The organism is Cupriavidus necator (assembly GCF_013141915.1).
GTDB classification, from domain to species: Bacteria; Pseudomonadota; Gammaproteobacteria; order Burkholderiales; family Burkholderiaceae; genus Cupriavidus; species Cupriavidus necator_B.
The window spans coordinates 117070-136791 of the sequence record NZ_SROX01000019.1; the positions used below are offsets into that span (position 1 = coordinate 117070).

A 19722-nucleotide genomic window follows, 5' to 3' on the forward strand; every position below is an offset into this window, starting at 1 on the left:
GGCGCCGGTCCTGCCGGCATGACTGCGACATCGCCGGCCGGCCCCCGGGCAAACCCCGGGGATTCCGGCCGCGTTGCGCGTCTTACCTGCCGCCCACGTTGAGGTTGGCCTGCACGTTCACGCTTTGCTGCACCAGCGAGGCAACGCCGCTGTTCTGGCTGGCCATCATGATGCCCGCCGCCGTCTGACCGACGCTGGTCATGGTGTTGGACATGTTGAAGGTGCCCGCGTCGACCAGGACGTAGCCGCCATTGCCGCCGGTCCCGCCAGCGCCGCCGTTGCCGACGCCGCCCGTACCGGCCACCCCGCCGGTCGCCGAACCGCCGGCACCGCCGTTGCCGCCCGAGCCACCGCTACCGGTTGAGGCACCGCCGTTGGAGGCCGTCGCCGTGGCCGCCGCGGCATTGGCATTGCCGCCCGCACCGCCAGCACCTGCCACGCTGGTCTGCGAACCGCCTGCCGCGCCGTTGGCCGTGGCCGAGCCCGCGGTCGCGGTCGAGGTGGCCGCACCGCCAGCGCCACCGGCACCGCCGGTACCCGAGCCGGCGCCGCCGGTCGAGGTCGACATCGAGGTGCCCGCGCCGCCTGCGCCGCCGCTCGCCGTGGCCGTGCCGCCGGTGGCGCTGGCCGCGCCGCCGGTGCCGCTGCCATTGGCTGCGCCCGCCGTACCGCCGCCGCCGCCGGCACCGCCGGCACCGCCGGAGTCAGCGCCCATGCCATTGCCGACGCTGCCGCCCGAGCCACCGCTGCCGCCACCGCCGGCACCGGAGCCCGCCAGGCCGCCCAGGCCCGCGCTGGCGCCCAGGGCGCCGCCGGCCAGTCCGGCGGCGCCACCGCCACGGCCACCTGTGCCCAGCGAAGCGCTGAGCGAACCGCCACCGAGGCCAGCCGCGCTGCCGCCGCTGCCGCCGCGGCTGCCCGCCGCGCTGAGGGCGCTGCCGCCCAGCGCCGCGGCGCCGCCACCGTCGCCACCGGTACCGCTGGCACGGCCGCCATTGCCGCCGTCGCCCGCCACGGCGCGTCCGCTGGTGGCATCGCCCGCGGTGGCGCTGCCATTGGTCGCGCTCGCGCTGCCGCCGATCGCGCCGACCGCGCCGTTGCCGCCCGTCGCCGCGCCGCCGGTGCCGCCGTTGCCGCCGGTGCCGCCCCTGCCGCCGTAGCCGACGCCGCCGTTGGCATTGCCGGTGTTCCGGGCGACGTTGCCGATGTTGGCGACGGTGTTGCCGGTCACCTGGCCGCTAAGCTTGCTGACCGCGATCGCCTTGCTGGTGTTGAAGGCATTGGCGATGCTCGACGAGGCATTGCCGGCATTGGCGGCGGCATTGCCAAGGCCACCCTGGTCCAGCGTCAGCCGGGTGCGGTTGTCGGAGTTGGTCTTGGTGCGATTGTTGGAGTTGGTGCGGTTGTTGGAGTCATTGGTCGACTTGTCGACCGCTACCGTCGTGGTCCGGTTGTTGGAGTTGGTGCGCGACTTGTCGACGTCGATCGAGGTGGTGCGGCTGCTGGTGCTGGTGCTGTGATCGGAGTTGTCCTGGTTCGAAGTCGAGTTTTCGTTGGCCAGGGACCCGGCGCCGCTTTGGGTCGAGGTGGCGGTGGCCGACTGATGGCTCCAGCCGTCGGTGTTGTTATTGGTCGGGTTACCCCACGCCGAACCAGCAAAGGCGAGGGCAATCGCCGACGCCAGAAGTGTCTTGTTCATTACGATGCTCCCAGGAGGATTTCACGGTCACAGCGGCTCAGCTCCTGGCCCGCACTCATCGAAGAGCGCGGCAGGAGATTCAGGTTCGGCTTGCTGCCAAACCAGCCTGCCCTGCGCATAATCGGTGCCAGCTTCGTCACCTGGGGCGGCAAGTCCTTGTATTACAAGGGCCACCCGGCGGCGCGGCCGCGCTCTGGCCGATGTTTTGCCGGATCGACATGGCCCCGCGCCGATGTGCGGCACGCGACATGTCACATTGCTGTGACAGAGGCGCCCCATCGCGTTTTCGGGGGCCCTCGGCGCCTGTCAGGAAAGCCTTCATTTTCAAGGCCTTGCAGCGCCGGCTCAGGATTTGCCCTGATTCTTTCGGCGCGTATCGGCGCTGAAACACGCGGCCAGGGGTGCTGCTGCCGCCGCCCGTGTGGGCCGGACCGCATGCTGGCTTGAATCGGCGATGGCGGCATGGGCAAGCGCGGCGGCGCCGCCATGGCCGCGCATCGCCCGCCGGCCGGCTCGCCGGCGACGCCATCGGCCCCACCCGGCATAAGGCGTGACCGCGCGTTGGCACAGCACGGGCCGCCGCGGCACGCGTGCCAGACCTGTCGCGAAAACCCCTCAGCGTTTATCCTCGCTAGGCCCTATGTCTGATTTAAAGTACATTAGAGGCATTACAGACTTGTCATCTCTCCACAAGGGAAACCATGAGTGAAGCCGTCGTTCCCCTGTATCACCAGATTTACGTGGTGCTGCGCCAGCAGATCGTCGAAGGCCGCTTCGGCCAGGGTCCCTTGCCCGGCGAGATTGACCTCGCCAAGCAGTTCCACGCGTCGCGCGTGACCATGCGGCGCGTGTTCGACCGGCTGGTGCAGGAAGGGCTGGTGCGCCGCCACCGCGGGCTCGGCACCTTCGTCAACCCGCATCCGGTGCGCCCGGCCGCGGCCGCCGGCGAGGAACGCGGCACCAGCCTGCTCGACAACATCATCGACATGGGCCAGAAGACCTCGGTCAAGGTGATCTCGATCGATGAAGTCCATGCCACGCCAGACGTGGCCGATTCGCTGCAGATCGAGCCGGGCGATCCGGTGGTGAAGATCGTGCGCGTGCGCCACTACCGCAACCGCCCGCTGTCCCACATCACGGTCTACCTGCCGGCAGCGCTGGGCCGGCCGATCACGCGCCAGGCGCTGGAAGAGACCCCGGTGCTGCGCTTGCTGGAAGCGGGCGGGGTCAAGCTCGGCCGCGCCAGCCAGGTCCTGTCGGCACGGCTGGCCGACGTGGTGGTGGCGCCGCTGCTGGATGTGCCGGTCGGCGGCGCGCTGCTGGCGGTGCGCCGCGTGGTCAAGGACCAGTCCGGGCGCCCGGTGCAGCTGCTGCTGGGCCAGTACCGCCCGGACCGCTATGAATACCGGATGGAACTGTCGCCGGCCGGCGTCGACAGCGCCAACGTCTGGGTGGAAAGCGAGACCCGCCCCGGCTTGCGCGACTGATGCCACGGGTGCCGCCCCGGCTTGCGTTGCCGGGGTGCGCCGGATCCTGTTCCGCGCCATACTGCGCATCCCTGATCACATCACGCGAGGAGCCGCCGCCATGCCAGAGTTCCGACTGGTCTCGTCCAGCCCGACCCGTCTGCCTTCGATTCCCCGCCGCGCCACGGTGCGGCGCCTTGCCGCACTTGGCACGCTGGCCGCCTGCGCGCTGGCCCTGCCACTGACGGCCGTGGCCCAGGCACAAGGCCAGGGGCCGGCGCAGGTGGCCGGCGGCAAGCCGATCCGGATCCTGGTGGGCGCGCCGGCCGGCGGCACCACCGACACGCTGGCGCGCACCATTGCCCAAGAGATGTCGCAGGCGCTGGGCCAGCCCGTGGTGGTCGAGAACCGCCCCGGCGCGGGCGGCAATATCGCCGCGGACCTGGTCGCCAAGAGCGCGCCGGACGGCAGCACGCTGCTGATGAGCTTCACCAGCCATACCATCAACGCCACGCTGTACAAGAAACTGCCGTTCGATCCGGTGCAGGACTTCACGCCGATCACGCTGGTCGCCACCGTGCCCAGCGTGCTGGTGGCCACGCCCCGGCTGGCGGCCAACAATGTGCCCGAGTTGATCCGCCTGGCGCGCTCGGAACCGGGCAAGCTGAACTTCGCCATCGGCTCGGTGGGCTCGTCGCTACATATGGCCGGCGACATGTTCAAGATGATGACCGGCACCTACATCGTCAACATTCCGTACAAGGGCACTTCGCCGGCACTGACCGACGTGCTGGCGGGGCAGTGCGACTTGATGTTCGCCAGCACCATCAACGTGCTGCCGCACGTGCGCGCGGGCAAGCTCAAGGTGCTGGGCGTGACCAGCCCCGCGCCGCTGCCGCAGTTCCCCGGCGCGGCGCCGATCGGCAATACCGTCAAGGGCTTCGAGTCGAGCGCGTGGTTCGGCCTGTTCGGGCCGGCCGGCATGCCGCACGACACCACGCAGGCGCTGTACCAGGCCGCGCGCAAGGGGCTGGAAGCCCCCGCGGTGCGCAAGCGCCTGGAGAACGATGGCGCGCAACCGATGGGCACGCCACCCGATGCTTTCGCCGCATTCGTGAAGCAGGACATCAAGCGCTGGGCGGGCGTGGTCAAGTACTCGGGGGCCTCGCCGGAATGAGCACCCTCCACGCCACGCTGGCGCAAAAGCTGGTGGCACGCGCCGCCGGGCTGGCGCATGCCGAGCCGGGCACCGTGGTGATCTGCCGGGTCGACCTGGCGATGTCGCACGACTCCAGCGGCCCGCGCCGCGTGGCGCCGCTGCTGGAAGAACTGGGCACCGGCGTCTGGGATCCGTCGCGCTATGTGGTGGTGACCGACCATTTCGTGCCCGGCGGCGATGCCCAGGCCGAATCGATCCTGCGCTTCACGCGCGACTGGACGCGCCAGGCCGGCGCGCACTTCATCGACGCCGAAGGCATCTGCCACGTGGTGCTGCCCGAGCGCGGCCATGTGCTGCCAGGGCGCCTGATCGTTGGCGGTGACAGCCACAGTCCCACCGGCGGCGCCTTCGGCGCGTATATGTTCGGCGTGGGCGCGACCGAGATGGCCGGCGTGCTAGCCACCGGCGAGATCTGGCTGCGGGTGCCCGACACCATCCGGCTGCAATGGGACGGGCAACTCGCGCCCGGGGTGTGCGCCAAGGACATGATGCTGTTCCTGTGCGCCACGCTGGGCATGGGTGGCGGGCGCTACCAGGCCCTGGAATTCACAGGCAGCGCCGTCGCCGCGCTGCCGATGCAGGAGCGCATGACGCTTACCAACATGAGCACCGAGCTGGGCGCGCAGACCGGGCTGGTGGCGCCCGACGCGGTCACGCTCGACTGGCTGGCCCAGGCCGGCGTGCCGGCGCAGACCCTGGCGGCGATCGACCTGGACCACTGGCGCAGCGACGCCGGCGCGCCGGTGCTGGCCACCCATCGCTTCGACGCCGCGGCGCTGGTGCCGCAGGTGGCCGCGCCGCACTCGCCCGCCAACAGCGCGCCGGTGGACCGCGCCGCCGGCGAGCCGGTGCAGATCGCCTACCTGGGCGCCTGCACCGGCGCCAAGCTGGAAGACCTGCGCATGGCCGCGCGCGTGCTGCGCGGGCGCCGCGTGGCCGCCGGCGTGACGCTGCAGGTGGCACCGGCCTCGCGCCGCGACCAGCTGCAGGCCGAGCAGGAAGGCACGCTGCGGATCCTCGCCGACGCCGGCGCCATGCTGCTGCCCAACGCCTGCGGCGCCTGCGCCGGCTATGGCGCGGCGCGCTTCCCGGCGGGCAGCCGTGCCATCGCCTCGACCGCGCGCAACTTCGCCGGCCGCATGGGCGACGCCGGCAGCGCCGTGTGGCTCGGCTCGCCGATGACAGTAGCCGCCAGCGCCGTCACCGGCCGCATTACCGATCCGCGTACGCTGCTGGAGTAACGCCGCAGCCCTGACCCCGTACCCGCCGCTGGCGGGACAGACTTCCCCGCATGACCTCTGCCTTCGCCCCCGCTCCTGCCGGCCGCCTCTGGCGCTTCGGCGACAACATCGACACCGATGCCATGGCCCCCGCCGTGCTGATGAAAGCGCCGCTGCAGGTGCTGGCACGGCATTGCCTGGCCGCGCTGCGCCCGGAGTTTCCCGCCAGCGTACGCCCCGGCGACGTGCTGGTGGCCGGCGCCAACTTCGGCATCGGTTCCTCGCGCGAGCAGGCGCCGCAGGCGCTGCGCGAACTGGGCGTGGGCGCGGTGGTGGCGCAATCGTTTGGCGGGCTGTTCTATCGCAACGCCATCAACCTGGGGCTGCCGGTGCTGGTCTGCGCCGACACCAGCGGGCTGGCCGACGGCGCGCACGGGGTGCTGGACCTGGACACCGCGCAATTGCGGCTGGACGACGGCAGCGTGGTGGCGTGCGAACCGATTCCGGCGTTCCTGCGCGCCATCCTGGCCGCGGGCGGGCTGGTGCCGCACCTGAAGGCGCGCCTGGCGCGCGAACGCGGCGCCGGGGGCTGAAGCCGGCGCCTCAGGCCGCGGCAGGCGGTGGCGCGGTGCGCAGCAGCGCCAGCGCCTCTTCGTCGCTGGTCTGGCTGAAATCGAGGTAGAACGCGCCCACCGCGCCGAAACTGGGCGGCGTGTTCAGGCAGATGACCTCGTCGGCGGCCGGCGCCAGGCTGGCCAGCCCCTCCTGCGAACCAACCGGCGTGGCCGCGACCACGCGCGCCGCACCGGCCATGCGCACGCCTTCGAGCGCGGCGCGCATGGTGGCGCCGGTGGCCACGCCATCATCGACCACGATCACGACGCGTCCGGCGCGGGCCGGCACCGGCTTGCCGCCGCGGTAGCGCTGCTGGCGCCGGGCGATCTCGTCGAGCTGGCGGCCGCGCTCGGCATCGAAGCTGCCGCTGTCGACGGCGCGGCGTGCCCAGGGATCGTCATTGACCACCGTGTGCGGCCCGCCGCCGCCGGCATCGCCCTCCACCACCGCGCCCAGTGCCAGTTCCGGGTAGCCCAGCGCACCGATCTTGCGCACCAGCAGCACGTCCAGCTGCCCGTCCAGCGCGCGCGCCACCTCAAACGCCACCGGCACGCCGCCGCGCGGCAACGCCAGCACCAGCGGCGGCTGGCCCAGCCGGGCGGCGCCAAAGCCCAGCGCCGCCAGGTGGCGGCCGAGGTATTGGCCCGCTTCGCGGCGATCGGCAAAGCACGGGGGCAAGGACATGTCGGTTTCCATGGGCGGGACAGTCCGGCGCGGGGTCCCTCCGCCCAATATAGACCCTGGCGCTGCCTGCGGCGGCGGCCCGCGGGTCACCTGCCGGCGCGCGCCGGCACGAGCCGGCGCCATTAGGCGCGATGGTGCAACAGTGTGTTCAGCCGGGGGTAGCTGACCGCGCCGCAGTGCAGCATTACGATGACGGCTGGCACTGACAACGCCGCACCGCCCTTGCCGGACAGGCCCACGCCCGCGCCCGGCCCGATCGCCTGAGCCCTGACATGACCACGCCCTCCTCCGCCCGCGCCGCGACTGCGCAACCCCGCCACGACGCCACGGCAGACGTTTCCCCCCTCGCCGCGCCGGACATTCCGTTCGGTTCGCTCGAAGCCGCCGCGATGGCCGAGCTGCCGTACACCTTCCGCCCGGCCGGCACCTGCACCCGCTACTACGACGAGTTTTTCGGCTGAAGCGCCGGCGGCGCGCCTGCCGCCATCACGGTATCGCAGAGCGCGGCCAGCCGCGCCGCCATGTCGCGTGCGGCGGCCGGCAGGTCCGGCTGCGCGTGCAGGCTCAGTTCGACATCCGGCGCCGCGGCGGGCCAGCCTTGCTCCAGTACCGTGTGCTGCGCCGTGGCCAGCCGCCGCGGCAGCAGCGTCACGCCCAGGCCATCGGCCACCGCCGCCAGGATGCTGGCCAGGCTGGCGCTGACAAAGGCCACGCGCCAGCGCCGGCCGCCGGCGTCGAGTGCGTGCGTCATCTCGCCGCGATACAGGCCGCCCACCGGGAACACCACCAGCGGCACCGGATCGCGCGCCACCGCCGGACGGCTGCGGCTGTCGATCCAGCACAGCGGCTCCGGCCAGCTGGCCAGCCCCTGCGCCTGGCCGGTGCGCTGCTTGACCAGCACCAGGTCCAGCTCGCGGTCCTGGAAACGCTGCCACAGCTCGTGGCTCAGGCCACTGGTCACCTCCAGCCGCATGCCCGGCCAGTCATCGGCAAACCCGGCCAGCACCGGGGTCAGCGGGCGCGCGGCAAAGTCCTCGGGCACGCCGAGCCGGATCTCGCCCTGGCCGGCGCTCTGGCGCAACTGCCCCACCGCCTCGGCCATTAGCTGCTGCAGGCGGCGCGCATAGCCGAGCAGGCGCTCGCCTTCCGGCGTAGTGGTGACATAGCGGCCGCCGCGGTCCAGCAGCACGCAGCCCAGCTGGTCTTCCAGCCGCCGCACCTGCTGGCTCACGGTGGACTGGGTCAGGTGCACACGCTGGGCGGCGCGGGTAAAGCTGCCGCTTTCGGCGACGGCGACAAAACTCTGCAGCAGCACGGGGTCGAGACGGGGATCCTGCATGACGGGGCATCCATTGGTTTTTCCACTGTTGGCGATTTCATCATTTAATTTCCCAATCACCAAGGCCCGGCGTACAGTGGCGCCACGCAGCCCCAGGCTGCGTCCGGGCGCCGTCGCCCCTGACTTCAAGCACCATGCCGCGTTGCGCGCGAGCATGTACCCACTTTTCTGCCAACCATGACCACTCACCAGGCATTCATGCGCGAGGCGGTCCGCCTCGCCTTGGCCAACCGTGACCGGGGCGCGCGCCCGTTCGGCGCCGTGCTGGTACTCGACGGCGAGGCTGTCGCCACCGGCGTCAACGACATCGTCCACAGCCACGACCCCACCACCCATGCCGAGATGGAGGCGGTGCGCGCCGCCGCGCGCAAGCTGGGCCGGCCCGACCTGCGCGGCAGCGTGGTCTATGCCACCGGCCACCCCTGCCCGATGTGCCTGGCGGCGCTGACCATGGCCGGGGTGCAGGCGGTCTACTACGCGTTCGACAACCACGATGCCGCCCCCTATGGCATGTCGAGCGAGGCCGCCTACCAGGCGCTGCGCCTGCCACTCGACCCGCCGCCGTTGCCGCTCACGCGGGTGCCGGTCGAACTTTCCGCCGCGCAGCTCTACGGCGTGCGCGCGCGCCGTGGCTGAGGGCGCGCGCCCGCCGCGCTGGCTGGTGCTGGCGGCCGTGGCCGGCATCGGCCTGAACCTGCGGCCGTTCCTGACCGCGGTCGGGCCGCTGGCGCCGGCCATCCGCGGCGGCACCGGCCTGAGCTACCAGGGCATGGCGTGGCTGACGCTGCTGCCGATGCTGCTGATGGGGGTGGGCGCGTTCTTCGGCCCTGCTATCCGCGCGCGGCTGGGGGCGCGCACCGCGGTGCTGGGCGCGCTGGCCTTGCTTGGCGGCGGTTGCGCGCTGCGGCTGGGCGCGGCCGGCGCCACCTTGCTGATCGCCTCGGCGGCGCTGTGCGGGTTGGGCGTGGCGGTGGTGCAGGCGGCATGCCCGGGACTGGTCAAGCAGGAGTTCCCGGCGCGCGTGGCACCGGTGATGGGCCTGTATTCGGCCGCACTGATGGGCGGCGGCGCGCTGGGCGCGCAACTGTCGCCCTATGTCACCGAGCTGGCCGGCAGCTGGCGCGAGGCGCTGGCGCTGTGGGCTGTGCCCGCGCTGGCGGCGCTGGCACTGGCGTGGGTGGCGCTGCCGCGCGGCGCGGCCCGCAAGCCGGCATGGGCCGGGGCCGCGCCGGCAAGCCGCCCGGCCAGCGCCGCCGGCAAGACCGGCGCGCTGCTGCGGCGTCCGCGCACCTGGCTGCTGATGGCTTGCTTTGGCGTGATGAACGGCGGCTATGCGTCGCTGGTGGCGTGGCTGGCGCCGTTCTACCAGAGCCATGGCTGGAGTGCGCCGGCGAGCGGCTCGCTGGTGGCGCTGATGGCGGTGGCGCAGGCCGCCGCGGCGCTGCTGCTGCCCACGCTGGCGGCGCGCCGCCTGGACCGGCGCGCCTGGATGGCGCTGGCGCTGGGGCTGCAGGTCGCCGGCTTCGCCGGCCTGGCGCTGTGGCCAGACGCGGCGCCGCACGCCTGGGCCGTGATCGGCGGCGCCGGCCTGGGCGGCTGCTTTGCGCTGTACCTGGTGGTGGCGCTGGACCACCTGCCCGACCCCGACAGCGCCGGCACGCTGAGCGCGGTGATGCAGGGCGGCGGCTTCCTGCTGGCGTCGCTGGCACCGTGGCTCACCGCCATGCTGCACGCCCGCACCGGCGACTTTGCCGCCGGCTGGTGGTACCACCTGGCGTGCGCGGCGGTGGTCGGCGTCCTGACCATGCGGCTGGATCCGGCGCGCTACGGCGCATCCTTTGCATTGCCGGCGCCCGCGGGTTGCGCGCGGCCCGCAGGATGAAACCGGCCTGGCCGCGATGACGGCGCACGGCTGATACCAGTCTGGCCGTCAGGCGGCTCGCCCGGGCTCAACCGGACTCACCCTGGCTCAACCGGTGGGCCCGCGAGGTCAGCGGGCCCGCGCGGCCTCCACCACGGCCGTGACATCCGCCGGCGCCGGCTGCTGCGGCAGTGCGAACAAGGCCGCGGCGGGCGGCGACAGGCCCTGCAGCCATTGCAAGGCAAGCACGATAAGCATGACCGGCATGGCGCCTCCTTCCCGCATTCGTGGCCACTTCCCACTGGTATAGCTCATCCTGCCCGGACGGCGCCCGAGGGCCACGCCCGGCATCGTCCGGGCGTACCCGTTTCTGCGTGCCTGCGCACCGGCCGGGCCCCGTTAGCGGCCACGCCCCGGGCCGGCGCCCTTGCGAAAACTATTTCGCATGTAACGTCACATTACCTTCGAAGTTGTGCCCGAGCGCCGTCTGCCGGGTCCGCCGCAGTGCCCGGGGAGCCTTGCCTGGCAAGGGCTTCCGGCGGGCATGCTGGCGCAGCGGGACCTTGCCCGCGCCGTTGCCCCTTGTGAGACAGGCTTACAAGTGCAAGCGCGCAGCGTGGGGGCCGGTCGCTACATTGGAGCCGTGTCCAACGCGATCCCGCCAGGAGCCCTGATGAAACGCGCCCTCTCGCTGGTGGTGCTGCTGTCCACCACCGCCGCACTGCTTTCCGCCTGCATCGTGGTGCCCCCGCGCGGCGGCCCGCCGCCGCGCCACCACTACCACCCCTACGACCGCTATTGATTTCTCCCACCGCCCAACGGAGCTATCCCATGAAACGCCAACTCCTGCTTGCCGCAGCCGTCCTTGCCACGGGCGGCGCTTTCGGGCTGACCGCCCCTGCCGAAGCCCATCCGGCCGTCGTCGCCAGCGGCTACGGCCACCCGCCGCCGCCGCCGCGCTACGAGCCGCACCCGGCCGCGCGCCGCGGCCAGGTCTGGGTCCCCGGACACTGGGAAGCCCGCGGCGGACGCTACGACTGGCGCGGTGGCTACTGGCAGCCGCAGCGCGTCGGCTACCGCTATGTACCCGAACGGTGGGTGCGCGGGCCGCACGGCTGGGTCATGCGCCCGGGCCGCTGGGTACGCTGAAGCCAGAAAGCCGGGCCATCATCCTGCACCGCAGGCCTGCCTCCCCCCACCGATGGGTGGTGGCAAGCCCGGTGCGGCCCGTGCCGCCGGCGCCGCAGCGTTCATCCATGGTGGTAGCCGCGCCTCATCCAGAAGCACTAGACCATGTGCGCGAACGGCCAGGAAATCTCCTGAATTGATTTCACAACCAAACTTTCCGGAGCACGTTTCATAATTGGAGCAGCACCACTGATGATGTATTCCGGACACCCCTCGATAGGGTTATAAAATCGTCATATCCGGCCTTGTGATAATAGAATCTGTTTCAGGTTTGCAACCAATTTAATTCTGAATGTCACATCTGTGAAACCACCGGGAATGGCGCCAGCGCGGCGTTTGCGGAACCTGGCAGGTATAAATGCGACATATTTTAAGGGATTATGAAGGCCCTTTCATTCCCTCCTTCATTCCATCCCCGACCCCCTCGCTTGCATTCCCCTCCCCCAGCCCATAAGATGAATTCCAACTGATTTAGGAGCAAGCAGCACCCGGGTTCGGATTTCGGGGTCATCCTTCCAGCCATGAGCAAGTTCCAGCTACAACAACGGAACTGTCAGGCATGGAAGCATGGGGGTCAGCCACAGAGCCAGCCACCAGTCACCAGGCCATCGCGGTGACGGCGGTCCTGTCACGTCCTCCATACGCAAAGTGCCCCGCAGTCCGCCCCCGGGTAAAAACGGGGAGTGAAGTCCATGAATGCGTTGCTGATCGAGGAGCATCCGCTGCTCCGGCTCGGGCTGTTGCAGATGCTCGAAAACATCGAGGAATCCGCCCAGGTTGCGGCCATTGCACCCGCGGATATGGCCAGGCTGGACGCCCGGCACCAAAACGCCGACCTGCTCGTTTTCGGCATGCCCTCCGACCCCGCGCCCGGCTGGGTGCTGCTGGAACAAGCCCGGCAGACACTCGCGCCGCAACGCATCCTGATCCTTGCCGACACCCTGCCCTTGCACGTGCCCACCGCGGACAGCGCACGCGGCATCTGCGGTTGCCTGCCCAAGTCCGCCTCGCTGGCGGTAATTGAGGCTGCCATCCGCATGGCCGTGTCCGGCGTCCAGGGGCTGGTCTTCACCGCCGAGACCGGAACCTTGCCCTCGGCGTCGCGCTCGGCGATGCCCGCCATGCAGTCACTCGCCTCGGCTGCGCCGCTGCCGCTCAGCGCCGCGCATCCGGCCCAACCGCCGGGGGAGCAGTTGTCGCTGGCGTCCTGCGCCAGCACCCCGCGCGCCGCCCTGCGTACCACCGTGGCCCTGCGGGACCTGACCGAGCTGCGGCCCGGCCAGCCGCTGTCCGCACCGGCGGCGGTGTCGCCAACGCCCGCTGCCATGCCGCTGAGCGAGGAAGAACCCGGCTACGACGAGGCTGAGATGCTCAAGATCACGCCGCGCCAATACGAGGTGCTGGTGCTGCTGGCGCGCGGCTATCCGATCAAGACCGTCAGCCGCATGCTCAACATCTCGGTGGCGACGGTGAAGAGCCACGCCTGCACGCTGTACCAGCGGCTCAAGGTGCGCAACAAGGGCGAGGCCGTCTACGCCGCCTTGCAGCGCGGCGCCACGCTGGAATGGGTCAGTGGCGACGAACGCATCACGCGCGAAACCAATGGCGCCGGGATGGCGTCAAGACGCGAACCGCCGTGCCAGGCGGTCAGGCCAGCGGTCTGAGGCCGGCCTGAGAGCTTTGCCGCGCCGCGCCCGCACAGACGGGCCGGCGCAACACCGGCGCTTGCCGGACGGGAGGGGTCATCATGCAAGGCAGCACGTTCTTGCCCAGCTTTTCCGTGTGCGTCAGCACGCGCGACCATCCGGACGGCCTGCGCCGGACCTTGCAGTCGATCGCGGCATCGACCATGCCGCCGCACCAGCTGATCGTCTGCGATGACAGCAGCCACGACGCCACGCGCGCGCTGATGCGCGACGCGTACCCCGACATCCCCTGCCTGGACGGGCCCCGGCGCGGCGCCGCCGCCAGCCGCAACCGGCTGCTGCGCGCGGCCACCGGCACGCATGTGCTGTTTCTCGACGACCACGCCGCGCTGGGGCCGACCTTCCTGCAGCAAATGGGCGAGCGCCTGGCCGACGACTTCATCTACCGGGTCGCCGCCGGCGGCAGCGCCGACGCGCTGGTGCTGACCGGCACGGCGATGTGCGCGGGCGCATGCCTGCGCCCGCAGTGCCAGGATTTCCTCGGGCAGCCGTTGCGCCAGCCGCGGCGCGGCGTCGCGCGCGCGCGGCCGCTGTGCGCGGTGGTGCTGTCCTGCACGGTGTTCCCGCGCGCGCTGCTGGAGCGGCTGCCGTTCGACGAGTCCCTCGATGCCGACTACGACGTCGCCGACCTGACCGGGCGCGCGGTCTATGGCTGCGGCTGCCGCATCGAGCTGGTGCCGAGCGCGATCAACCAGCTGCATGGGCAGCGGCCACTGCCTTGCGGCGGCAGCCCGACCGCCGATGCCGCGCGCATGGTCACCATGCTGCACCGGTACGGCCGCAGCCAGCACCGTCACGACAAGGCTGCGCTGTTCCTGATGCTGGCCCTGCCGCACAACTTGGGACAGCACCTGCACCGCAGCGGCTGGCGCGGCGTGGCGCCGTTCTGGGCCACCACGCGCCTGCTGTGGCAGCACTTGCGGCTTGCGCCCGGCCATGACGACACCGCGGCCCGGGCCCGCGCCGAGGTCGCGGCGCCGATGCCGCGCTCCTGATCCGTGGCGGTGCGCCCACACCGCCGGCCGCCATTGTGTGGGGTAGCAGACGGTGCGCCGCCGGACCGCGGCGCTACAGTCGCCCCACTTGCTAACGGATCAGAGCCATGGGCGCAAACGAGCTGGACACTCTCGGTCAAAACCCCGCCATCGGGCCGGAGCGGAGCGCGCCACGCGGGCGCAACGGCATCCGGCGCGCGCTGATCACCGGCATTACGGGGCAGGATGGCTCCTACCTGTGCGAGCTGCTGCTGGCCAAGGGCTATGAAGTCCACGGCATCAAGCGGCGCAGCTCGCTGTTCAACACCGAGCGCATCGACCACCTGTACCAGGATCCGCAGGCGCAGGAGCGCCGCCTGATCCTGCACCACGGCGACATGACCGACACCGCCAGCCTGGTGCGCGTGGTGCAGCAGTCGCAGCCGGACGAGATCTACAATCTCGCCGCGCAGAGCCACGTGCAGGTCTCGTTCGAAGAGCCCGAATACACCGCCAACACCGACGCGATCGGCACGCTGCGCCTGCTGGAGGCGATCCGCATCCTGGGGATGGAGAAGCTCACGCGCTTCTACCAGGCGTCCACCTCCGAACTCTACGGGCTGGTGCAGGAAATTCCGCAGAAGGAAACCACGCCGTTCTATCCGCGCAGCCCGTATGCCGCGGCCAAGCTCTATGCCTACTGGATCACGGTGAACTACCGCGAGGCCTACGGCATGTATGCCTGCAACGGCATCCTGTTCAACCATGAAAGCCCGGTGCGCGGCGAGACCTTCGTCACCCGCAAGATCACCCGCGCGATCGCGCGCATCGCGCTGGGCCTGCAGGAAACGCTGTACCTGGGCAACCTGTCGGCGCTGCGCGACTGGGGCCATGCGCGCGACTACGTCGAGATGCAATGGCTGATGCTGCAGCAGCCCGCGGCCGAAGACTTCGTCATCGCCAGCGGCGAACAGCACAGCGTGCGCGAGTTCGTGCAGCGCGCCGCGCGCGAGCTGGGCATCACCATCACCTTCCATGGCAGCGGTGTCGACGAGGTCGGCATGGTCGAGCATGTCGATGCGCCCGCGCGCGGCGGCATCGCGCCGGCATGCAAGCCGGGCGAAATCGTGGTGCGGGTCGATCCGCGCTACTTCCGCCCCACCGAGGTGGAAACGCTGCTTGGCGACGCCAGCCGTGCGCGCGAGCGCCTGGGCTGGACCCCGCGCATCGGCTTTGCCGAACTGGTCCGGGAAATGATCGAGGCCGACTACGCCGCCGCGCGGCGCGACGCGCTGGTCAGGCTGGCCGGGTTCCAGGCCTTCAATCACCTTGAGTAGTCTCTTGTCCGGTCACGAGGCCCCCATGAACGAGCCCATTGTCGCGCGCCCGCGCATCTTTGTCGCCGGCCACCGCGGCATGGTCGGCTCGGCCATCGAGCGCGCGTTGCGCGCGCAGGGCGACGCCGACATCGTCACGCGCACGCACGCCGAACTGGACCTGTGCGACCAGCAGCAGGTGCAGGCATTCTTTGCCGCGCAGCGCATCGACGCGGTCTACCTGGCCGCGGCCCGGGTCGGCGGCATCCATGCCAACAACACCTATCCCGCCGAATTCATCCACCAGAACCTGGCCATCGCCACCCACGTCATCCATGCCGCGTGGCAGTCCGGCGTGCGGCGGTTGCTGTTTCTGGGCTCGAGTTGCATCTACCCCCGGCTGGCGCCGCAACCGATCCGCGAGGCGTCGCTGCTGACCGGCGCGCTCGAGCCGACCAATGCGCCCTACGCCATCGCCAAGATCGCCGGCATCATGCTGTGCGACAGCTACAACCGCCAGTACGGCACTGATTACCGCTGCGTGATGCCGACCAATCTCTACGGGCCCGGCGACAACTATCACCCCGACAACAGCCATGTGATACCGGGACTGCTGCGCCGCTTCCACGACGCCCGCCTGGCCGGCAGCGCGAGCGTGTCGGTGTGGGGCACGGGCAAGCCCTTGCGCGAATTCCTGCACGCCGACGACCTGGCCCGTGCCTGCCTGCATGTGATGGCGCTGTCCGCACCGGCATACCGCGAGGCAGCGCCCACGGGCTTGCTCAACGTCGGCAGCGACGACGAGATCTCGATCGGCGCGCTGGCGGCACTGGTGGCGCAGGTCACCGGCTATCGCGGCACCATCGCCTTCGAAACCGACAAGCCCGACGGCACGCCGCGCAAGCGCCTGGACAGCGCCGCCATTATGCGCACCGGCTGGCGCCCGTGCATTGCCCTGCAAGACGGCCTGCGCAACGTGTACCAGGACGCCTGCCGCACCGGCAGGTTGCCTGGCGGCATCGCGGCCGCGCTGGCCTGACCCCGAACGCGCGCGGAGCGGCCATGAAGATCCTGATCTACTGCCAGAACTACGCGCCCGAACTGACCGGCATCGGCAAGTACACCGGCGAGCAGGCGCAATGGCTGGCTGCGCGCGGGCACGAGGTGCGCGTGATCTGCGCGCCGCCGTACTATCCCGCGTGGCGCGTCGGCGAGGGCTACAGCGCCTGGCGCTACGGCCGCGAAGCGCACGGCAGCGTGACGGTCTACCGTGCGCCGGTATGGGTGCCGCGCAAACCGTCGGGCCTGCTGCGCATCCTGCACCTGTTGAGCTTTGCGCTAAGCAGCTTGCCTTGCGTGGCGGCGCAGCTGCGCTGGCGTCCCGACCTGATCTTTGCGGTCGAACCCACGCTGATGTGCAGCCCGGCGGCGCTGCTGCTGGGCAGCTGCACGCGCGCCCGCACCTGGCTGCACGTACAGGACCTGGAGGTCGATGCCGCGTTCGCGCTGGGCGTGCTGCGCCATCCGCTGCTGCGCCGGCTGGCCACCCGCATCGAACGCGCGCTGACCACGCGCTACCACCGCGTCTCGACCATCTCGCAGGCCATGGCGGACGCGCTGCTTGCCAAGGGCGTCAGCCACGCGCGCCTGCAGCTGCTGCCCAACTGGGCCGACCTGCACGAGGCGCCGGCCGACGCGGCGCTGGCGTTCCGGCACGGCCTGGGCATTGCCGCCGATGCGGTGATCGCGCTGTACGCCGGCAACATGGGCAACAAGCAGGGCCTGGAAGTGCTGGCCGATGCCGCGCAGGCGCTGCAAGGCCACCCGCGCATCCACGTGGTGCTGTGCGGCGACGGCAGCGGCCGCGCCGCGCTGCAGGCGCGTTGCGCCGGCATGGCGCGCGTGCATTTCCTGCCGCTGCAGCCGCAGGCGCAGTTCCACGCGATGATGGCGGCGGCCGACATCCACTTGCTGCCGCAGCGCGCCGATGCCGCTGACCTGGTGATGCCGTCCAAGCTGACCGGCATGCTGGCCAGCCGGCGCCCGGTGATTGCCACCGCGCAGCCCGATACCGAACTGGGGCGCCTGGTGGCGCGCGTGGGCGTGCTGGTGCCGCCCGGCGACGGCAGCGCGCTGGCGCACGCCATTGCCACCCTCGCCTGCCAGCCGCAGCGGCGCGCCATGCATGCCGCCGCGGGTCGCGCTTGGGCCGAAGCCCACCTGGGCCGCGACGCCGTGCTGGCGCAGCTGGAGTGCGCGCTGCAGGCACTGGTATCGCCGCCTGCCGCGCAAGATGCCTCTGCGGTTGCATAAGCGCAGAGGCTGCGAACGCCAACTGTCCAAGGGGGACCCAGCATGAGCCAGAACACCGCCACCACGCAAGCCGCGCTGGTGCAACGCCTGATGCAAACCATCAGGCCCCTGGTGCCGCGCTGGGCGCGCACGTACTACCACGTGCGCCGGGAGCAGCAGCATGACGCGCGCTACCGCGCCAAGCCGCCTGGCGAAGTATTCTCCGACATCTACCACAGCAGCCTCTGGGGCGAGGCGAACGAGCCGGGCTTCTTCAGCGGCACCGGCTCGCACGATCCGCGCATCGTCGAGCCCTACGCCGATGCCGTCACCGCGCTGCTGCGCGAACTGCCGCGCAAGGCCGACGTGGTCGACCTGGGCTGCGGCGACTTCCATATCGGCAGCCGCATCCGCCCGGCATGCGGGCGCTATGTGGCCTGCGACGTGGTGGCGCCGCTGATCGCGGCCAACCGCGAGCGCTACAGCCATCTCGATGTCGAGTTCCGCTGCCTCGACATTGCCGGCGACGAGCTGCCCGCCGGCGACGTGGTGTTCCTGCGCCAGGTGCTGCAGCATCTGGACAACGGCCGGATCGCGCGCGTGCTGGCCAAGCTGCACCGCTACCCGGTGCTGGTGCTGACCGAACACTTGCCGCTGGCGCCGGATTTTCCGCCCAATGCCAAGAAGCGGCTGGGGGCCTCGACACGGCTGGCGCGCATGGTGCCGAGCGGCGTGGTGCTGACCGCGCCGCCGTTCAACCTGAATCCGGTGCACAGCCGCGTGCTGTGCGAGGTTCGCGAAGGCGCGGGCGTGATCCAGACTGTCGCCTACACCCTGCATTGAGTCGGCGCCCGCGCAACGGCGCGGCCTTGCCGGCTTGCCACCGGCCTCAGCCGGCCGTGCCGGCCTCGGCCGCCGCGGTGGCCGAGGCCGGAGCCAGCGCGGCCAGGTAGATGGCCTCGTACTGGTCCAGCGCCCGTTCCGCGGAGAAATGCCGCGCCCACGCCAGCGAGTCGGCCGAGAGCTGGTCGCGCCGGGCCTGCGGCCACGACAGCAGCTCCAGCAGCATCCCCACGTTGCGCCGGGCCCAGGCCTGCGCCTGGTCTGGCTCCATCGGCTCCATCAGCAGCGCCAGCCCGCCGCCGATTTCCTGCATCGGCGCCCGCGCCGTGGTCAGCACCGGGATCCCGCACGCCATGGCCTCGATCACGGGCCAGCCGAAACCCTCTTCCAGGCTCGGGAACAGCAGCACCGCCGCCAGCGCATAGGCGGCGTGCACGGCGGCGGTGGACATGCCCTCCAGGAACCGCACCTTGCCGCCCAGGCGCTCGGCGCCGGCGGCCAGCTCGCGCATGGCGGCGGTCGGCTCGGGGCCGATCATCCACAGCGGGCGCGGCGCGGCGGCGGCACCGTCACCGCCGCTGGCTTCGCAGTACGCCTGGTATAGCGCCAGCACGCCCTCGCGGTTCTTGTACCATTGGTTGCCGCCGATATGGACCAGCATGCCGGGCTGGATATCGTCAATGCTGGCCGCGCGCAGCCGGCGCATGGCGACATCGGGTGCGAGCGGACGGAACGGGTAGTTCAGGCCGTTGTGCACCACCCGCACCCGCGGCCGCGGCCCCGGATGCAGGCGCAACAGGTCTTGCGCGGTCTTCTCCGACACCGCGACAAAGTTCCGGCCCAGCCCGATGCCACGCAGGATCAGCGCCTGGTAGAGGCGCCCGCTGGCCGACAGCTGGCGGCCCGGAAACTCGCCCGCGGCAGTGCGCTGCGCGATGAAGTCATGGCAGTGGATGACATGCGGGCGGCGATGCAGCAGCCACATCCACATGCCCAGCGAATGGTCGGTCAGCACCACCAGCGCGCCCGCACCCTCGCGCCGCAGCCGCCACCACGCCCACGCGGGAAAGAGCAGGTACTGGTCGACATAGCCGAGCCACTTGCGCAGGCCCGGACGCATGGACAGCCGCACCAGCACGGCGGGCGGCGTCCATAACTGGGCCTCGTGGCCGCGCTCGCGCATGCCCTCGACGATCATGGCCGCGAAGCGGTCCATGCTGTGGCTGCCGAAAAATGCGGGATGACCGAGCAGGATGAGCCTCATATTGCTTTTCTTTTCGGATCCATGTGGAGGTTCGAT

The 19722-nt window shown here is 71.0% G+C and carries 20 protein-coding genes; 15 read left to right on the top strand and 5 right to left on the bottom strand.

Annotated features, from left to right (window positions below; all coding sequences use genetic code 11):
- Positions 1 to 82: 82 nt before the first annotated feature.
- Positions 83 to 1699: a hypothetical protein gene (locus E5S69_RS26675; protein ID WP_171517460.1), complete on the bottom strand. Its 1617-nt coding sequence runs from the start codon at positions 1697 to 1699 to the stop codon at positions 83 to 85.
- Between the two features lie 701 nt (positions 1700 to 2400).
- On the opposite strand from E5S69_RS26675, the gene E5S69_RS26680 reads away from it, so the two are divergent.
- From E5S69_RS26680 to E5S69_RS26695, 4 genes are all read left to right on the top strand, one after another.
- A complete protein-coding gene (locus E5S69_RS26680) occupies positions 2401 to 3186 on the top strand; it encodes a GntR family transcriptional regulator (protein ID WP_062803991.1) in 786 nt (261 codons plus the stop codon).
- A gap of 100 nt (positions 3187 to 3286) precedes the next feature.
- The gene (locus E5S69_RS26685; RefSeq protein WP_171517461.1) at positions 3287 to 4342 is read left to right on the top strand and encodes a tripartite tricarboxylate transporter substrate binding protein; all 1056 of its coding nucleotides are present in this window, start codon (positions 3287 to 3289) and stop codon (positions 4340 to 4342) included.
- A complete protein-coding gene (locus E5S69_RS26690; RefSeq protein WP_171517462.1) occupies positions 4339 to 5625 on the top strand; it encodes a 3-isopropylmalate dehydratase large subunit in 1287 nt (428 codons plus the stop codon). Before E5S69_RS26685 ends, E5S69_RS26690 begins: the two co-directional genes overlap by 4 nt.
- 50 nt (positions 5626 to 5675) lie before the next feature.
- Positions 5676 to 6197 (top strand): 3-isopropylmalate dehydratase, encoded by a 522-nt coding sequence (locus E5S69_RS26695; RefSeq protein WP_171517463.1) that lies wholly within the window; start codon positions 5676 to 5678, stop codon positions 6195 to 6197.
- Between the two features lie 10 nt (positions 6198 to 6207).
- Here the strand turns inward: E5S69_RS26695 and E5S69_RS26700 are convergent, their stop codons facing one another.
- On the bottom strand, positions 6208 to 6903 hold the full coding sequence (locus E5S69_RS26700) for a phosphoribosyltransferase (RefSeq protein ID WP_171517464.1): 696 nt from the start codon (positions 6901 to 6903) through the stop codon (positions 6208 to 6210).
- Between the two features lie 272 nt (positions 6904 to 7175).
- Here E5S69_RS26700 and E5S69_RS26705 point away from each other — a divergent pair, with 272 nt between their 5' ends.
- Entirely contained in the window at positions 7176 to 7364 is a 189-nt protein-coding gene (locus E5S69_RS26705) for a hypothetical protein (protein ID WP_171517465.1), read from the top strand.
- On the opposite strand, the gene E5S69_RS26710 is transcribed toward E5S69_RS26705, so the two are convergent.
- Entirely contained in the window at positions 7343 to 8242 is a 900-nt protein-coding gene (locus tag E5S69_RS26710) for a LysR family transcriptional regulator (protein ID WP_171517466.1), read from the bottom strand. The two genes, E5S69_RS26705 and E5S69_RS26710, sit on opposite strands and share 22 nt — an antisense overlap.
- Positions 8243 to 8419: 177 nt before the next feature.
- Here E5S69_RS26710 and E5S69_RS26715 point away from each other — a divergent pair, with 177 nt between their 5' ends.
- Positions 8420 to 8878, top strand: a complete 459-nt coding sequence (locus E5S69_RS26715; RefSeq protein WP_171517467.1) for a nucleoside deaminase — start codon at positions 8420 to 8422, stop codon at positions 8876 to 8878.
- Positions 8871 to 10124: a cyanate transporter gene (locus E5S69_RS26720; protein ID WP_171517468.1), complete on the top strand. Its 1254-nt coding sequence runs from the start codon at positions 8871 to 8873 to the stop codon at positions 10122 to 10124. Before E5S69_RS26715 ends, E5S69_RS26720 begins: the two co-directional genes overlap by 8 nt.
- Before the next feature lie 108 nt (positions 10125 to 10232).
- Here the strand turns inward: E5S69_RS26720 and E5S69_RS26725 are convergent, their stop codons facing one another.
- Positions 10233 to 10370: a hypothetical protein gene (locus tag E5S69_RS26725; RefSeq protein WP_171517469.1), complete on the bottom strand. Its 138-nt coding sequence runs from the start codon at positions 10368 to 10370 to the stop codon at positions 10233 to 10235.
- Between the two features lie 406 nt (positions 10371 to 10776).
- Here E5S69_RS26725 and E5S69_RS32685 point away from each other — a divergent pair, with 406 nt between their 5' ends.
- From E5S69_RS32685 to E5S69_RS26760, 8 genes are all read left to right on the top strand, one after another.
- Positions 10777 to 10905 (top strand): hypothetical protein, encoded by a 129-nt coding sequence (locus E5S69_RS32685; RefSeq protein ID WP_272871740.1) that lies wholly within the window; start codon positions 10777 to 10779, stop codon positions 10903 to 10905.
- 29 nt (positions 10906 to 10934) lie between these two features.
- Positions 10935 to 11252: a YXWGXW repeat-containing protein gene (locus E5S69_RS26730; RefSeq protein WP_171517470.1), complete on the top strand. Its 318-nt coding sequence runs from the start codon at positions 10935 to 10937 to the stop codon at positions 11250 to 11252.
- A gap of 731 nt (positions 11253 to 11983) precedes the next feature.
- Entirely contained in the window at positions 11984 to 12955 is a 972-nt protein-coding gene (locus E5S69_RS26735) for a helix-turn-helix transcriptional regulator (RefSeq protein ID WP_171517471.1), read from the top strand.
- 83 nt (positions 12956 to 13038) lie between these two features.
- The gene (locus E5S69_RS26740; protein ID WP_171517472.1) at positions 13039 to 13992 is read left to right on the top strand and encodes a glycosyltransferase family 2 protein; all 954 of its coding nucleotides are present in this window, start codon (positions 13039 to 13041) and stop codon (positions 13990 to 13992) included.
- Positions 13993 to 14099: 107 nt separating this feature from the next.
- Positions 14100 to 15308 carry a GDP-mannose 4,6-dehydratase gene (gmd, locus tag E5S69_RS26745; protein ID WP_171517473.1) on the top strand — a complete coding sequence of 403 codons (1209 nt, stop codon included), beginning with the start codon at positions 14100 to 14102 and terminating at the stop codon, positions 15306 to 15308.
- A gap of 25 nt (positions 15309 to 15333) precedes the next feature.
- Positions 15334 to 16326 (top strand): GDP-L-fucose synthase family protein, encoded by a 993-nt coding sequence (locus tag E5S69_RS26750; protein WP_171517474.1) that lies wholly within the window; start codon positions 15334 to 15336, stop codon positions 16324 to 16326.
- Positions 16327 to 16349: 23 nt separating this feature from the next.
- Positions 16350 to 17600: a glycosyltransferase WbuB gene (locus E5S69_RS26755; protein ID WP_171517475.1), complete on the top strand. Its 1251-nt coding sequence runs from the start codon at positions 16350 to 16352 to the stop codon at positions 17598 to 17600.
- A 42-nt stretch (positions 17601 to 17642) separates the two neighbouring features.
- On the top strand, positions 17643 to 18422 hold the full coding sequence (locus E5S69_RS26760) for a class I SAM-dependent methyltransferase (protein ID WP_171517476.1): 780 nt from the start codon (positions 17643 to 17645) through the stop codon (positions 18420 to 18422).
- A 46-nt stretch (positions 18423 to 18468) separates the two neighbouring features.
- Here E5S69_RS26760 and E5S69_RS26765 read toward each other — a convergent pair whose 3' ends face one another.
- Positions 18469 to 19686 carry a glycosyltransferase gene (locus tag E5S69_RS26765; RefSeq protein WP_171517477.1) on the bottom strand — a complete coding sequence of 406 codons (1218 nt, stop codon included), beginning with the start codon at positions 19684 to 19686 and terminating at the stop codon, positions 18469 to 18471.
- Between the last annotated feature and the right edge of the window lie 36 nt (positions 19687 to 19722).

Excerpts from the sequence above, each read along its gene's own strand:
- E5S69_RS26700 (WP_171517464.1), bottom strand. The coding sequence starts at position 6,903 with ATGTCCTTGCCCCCGTGCTTTGCCGATCGCCGCGAAGCGGGCCAATAC.
- E5S69_RS26710 (WP_171517466.1), bottom strand. The coding sequence starts at position 8,242 with ATGCAGGATCCCCGTCTCGACCCCGTGCTGCTGCAGAGTTTTGTCGCC.
- E5S69_RS26730 (WP_171517470.1), top strand. The coding sequence starts at position 10,935 with ATGAAACGCCAACTCCTGCTTGCCGCAGCCGTCCTTGCCACGGGCGGC.
- E5S69_RS26760 (WP_171517476.1), top strand. The coding sequence starts at position 17,643 with ATGAGCCAGAACACCGCCACCACGCAAGCCGCGCTGGTGCAACGCCTG.
- E5S69_RS26705 (WP_171517465.1), top strand. The coding sequence starts at position 7,176 with ATGACCACGCCCTCCTCCGCCCGCGCCGCGACTGCGCAACCCCGCCAC.
- E5S69_RS26695 (WP_171517463.1), top strand. The coding sequence starts at position 5,676 with ATGACCTCTGCCTTCGCCCCCGCTCCTGCCGGCCGCCTCTGGCGCTTC.
- E5S69_RS26715 (WP_171517467.1), top strand. The coding sequence starts at position 8,420 with ATGACCACTCACCAGGCATTCATGCGCGAGGCGGTCCGCCTCGCCTTG.
- E5S69_RS26740 (WP_171517472.1), top strand. The coding sequence starts at position 13,039 with ATGCAAGGCAGCACGTTCTTGCCCAGCTTTTCCGTGTGCGTCAGCACG.
- E5S69_RS26680 (WP_062803991.1), top strand. The coding sequence starts at position 2,401 with ATGAGTGAAGCCGTCGTTCCCCTGTATCACCAGATTTACGTGGTGCTG.
- E5S69_RS26685 (WP_171517461.1), top strand. The coding sequence starts at position 3,287 with ATGCCAGAGTTCCGACTGGTCTCGTCCAGCCCGACCCGTCTGCCTTCG.
- E5S69_RS26690 (WP_171517462.1), top strand. The coding sequence starts at position 4,339 with ATGAGCACCCTCCACGCCACGCTGGCGCAAAAGCTGGTGGCACGCGCC.
- E5S69_RS26735 (WP_171517471.1), top strand. The coding sequence starts at position 11,984 with ATGAATGCGTTGCTGATCGAGGAGCATCCGCTGCTCCGGCTCGGGCTG.
- gmd (WP_171517473.1), top strand. The coding sequence starts at position 14,100 with ATGGGCGCAAACGAGCTGGACACTCTCGGTCAAAACCCCGCCATCGGG.
- E5S69_RS26675 (WP_171517460.1), bottom strand. The coding sequence starts at position 1,699 with ATGAACAAGACACTTCTGGCGTCGGCGATTGCCCTCGCCTTTGCTGGT.
- E5S69_RS26750 (WP_171517474.1), top strand. The coding sequence starts at position 15,334 with ATGAACGAGCCCATTGTCGCGCGCCCGCGCATCTTTGTCGCCGGCCAC.
- E5S69_RS32685 (WP_272871740.1), top strand. The coding sequence starts at position 10,777 with ATGAAACGCGCCCTCTCGCTGGTGGTGCTGCTGTCCACCACCGCCGCA.
- E5S69_RS26765 (WP_171517477.1), bottom strand. The coding sequence starts at position 19,686 with ATGAGGCTCATCCTGCTCGGTCATCCCGCATTTTTCGGCAGCCACAGC.
- E5S69_RS26755 (WP_171517475.1), top strand. The coding sequence starts at position 16,350 with ATGAAGATCCTGATCTACTGCCAGAACTACGCGCCCGAACTGACCGGC.
- E5S69_RS26725 (WP_171517469.1), bottom strand. The coding sequence starts at position 10,370 with ATGCCGGTCATGCTTATCGTGCTTGCCTTGCAATGGCTGCAGGGCCTG.